The organism is Devosia oryzisoli (genome assembly GCF_014837245.1).
Taxonomy (GTDB): Bacteria; Pseudomonadota; Alphaproteobacteria; order Rhizobiales; family Devosiaceae; genus Devosia; species Devosia oryzisoli.
Genome location: NZ_JACYFU010000011.1, coordinates 1 through 1,824 on the forward strand (window position 1 = coordinate 1; position 1,824 = coordinate 1,824).

The 1,824-nt window shown below is 57.2% G+C and carries 2 protein-coding genes; one reads left to right on the forward strand and one right to left on the reverse strand.

Annotation, left to right across the window (positions count from 1 at the left end; genetic code table 11):
- Positions 1-339 (reverse strand): glyoxalase superfamily protein (locus tag IC608_RS17910; RefSeq protein WP_248306498.1); only part of this gene is annotated, 339 nt, incomplete at its 3' end.
- Between the two features lie 742 nt (positions 340-1,081).
- On the opposite strand from IC608_RS17910, the gene IC608_RS17915 reads away from it, so the two are divergent.
- The gene (locus tag IC608_RS17915) at positions 1,082-1,555 is read left to right on the forward strand and encodes a GNAT family N-acetyltransferase (protein ID WP_345890928.1); all 474 of its coding nucleotides are present in this window, start codon (positions 1,082-1,084) and stop codon (positions 1,553-1,555) included.
- Positions 1,556-1,824 lie beyond the last annotated feature (269 nt).

The window sequence follows — 1,824 nt, forward strand, 5'->3', positions numbered from 1 at the left end:
TTCGGCGTCCACGCTTTGCATGACCGTGCAGAAGTCGTCGCCTCGGACGTCGTGCAGCATTTCGGGCCTGGCTGCGATCACAACAGTTGAACCGTTCTCATGATCGACGCGCGTATCGTAGAGATGCGGGCTCTTGCCAGCCTTGAACCAGCCGTCGGGTAGAGTCCCCTCGGGCGTGCTTGCTCGATCAATCCTGGCACTAAGCATGTTCCAATTGGCCATGCCGAACTGGCGGGAGACCAGTTCGAGGCTATCACTGTGGGTGATTTCAATGCTTCTTTCGGCGAGAGCCTGCCGCAGCAGCTTGGCCATGAGTTTAGCATCCATGAAGCTATGCATGGGTTCGATCCTTCTCTCGGGCAGTAGAAAAGATCAGTGCTCGCATTGCTGACGGCCTGCCCAGGAGTTGCGGGTCAAACCAAAACTAGGTGCATTCACCCTTCCCGGATGGGCGCGAGCGGCTGGCTGCACATGCCACCAGCGAGGCTACGCCGCCGTTGAAAATTGTCAACAGCGCGTGGCCTTGCGGCCGTCCGCTATCGGCGACTCGACAGCCGAGCATGTAGGGCCGAAACGGGATCGTTCCGACCGTCTGGGTGGGGGTGGCGGCTTTTGTGTGCTGCACCGAGAAGCGGCCTAATCGGAGCCTTGCTCCCGCCCGAACGTTGGAGTGAAATCAGAGCTTCCAGTGACGAGGCAGAAGATGGCGATTGTACCTGACGCCGACGAACTGATCGCTACGCGTGATCGGATGCTCCCGCGGTATCTCGTAACCGAAAACCTCAAGCACCTTTACTCTCGGGTATCTGATCGGTTCCGTATGGACTTAGACGATGAGCGGGACATTTTACTGAGCGAGTGCGCCATACTGATGATGATCAAGCTAGATCTCGTTGACCACGGTGGCGAGGGGCTGATGACGAAATATGCATCTGATTGACGGATTTGGTTTGGGTTTGAGAGGTTTCGCTTTCAGGCAGGACGGTGCATTTGCGGTGCTCCCACTGAGGACTTGACCGGTCGTGCGAATTTGAGAACGCTGCTGCATGTAAGCTGGGCGGGAGGGGGTCGGGTGCTAATAGTGCGACCTGCGAAATCAGAAGAACTTCATGCACTCGCCTGCGTGGGTCTAGCGTCTTGGCGCAAGGGGATCCAACCACTCGTTACTGCAGAGGTTGTCTCACGTGTTGAGAAAGACAACCCGTTCATTCCGTTCCTAGAGGAGCAGGGCGAAAACGTTTTGGTAGCGGATGTCGACGGTGCCTTGGCGGGGTTGGGGGCTTCTGAAAGTGGCGACAATCATATCAGCGACATCTGGGTTGCCCCAGAACATGAAGGAAAGGGCGTGGGTTCTGCCCTCATTGCTGCCCTTGAAAAGCAGTTCAGAGCGCGAGGCTTCGCTGAATCTACAATTAGCGTATCGGCCGATAACAAACGGGCGCTCGGCCTTTATCTACATCTGGGTTACCAGGAGATTTGGCGGGGTATCGACCACGATCCTATACTCGACGCAACGCTGGAAAAGGTCTCGCTCGCCAAGCCGCTAAGGCCTTGATGGCTTGCCATTAACTGTCATTCGGCAGCGTTGCAGCGAGGGTAAAATGACCGACTCCTGCCAGGGCGTTCAGACAATCACACAAGTCGCCGGAATGGGGTCGATGGCTGACCAGCGGCTGCGGCGCGGAATCGTCCCGCGGCCCCCAGACCTGGAGGCAGCCATTAAGTGGTCAGGTGTTTGATCAATCTATCGCCGTGCCCAGTTGGGGTGTACCCCGCAGCTTCGTAAAAGGCGCGGGCTGTCTTGGTGCTTTCCACGGTGCAATG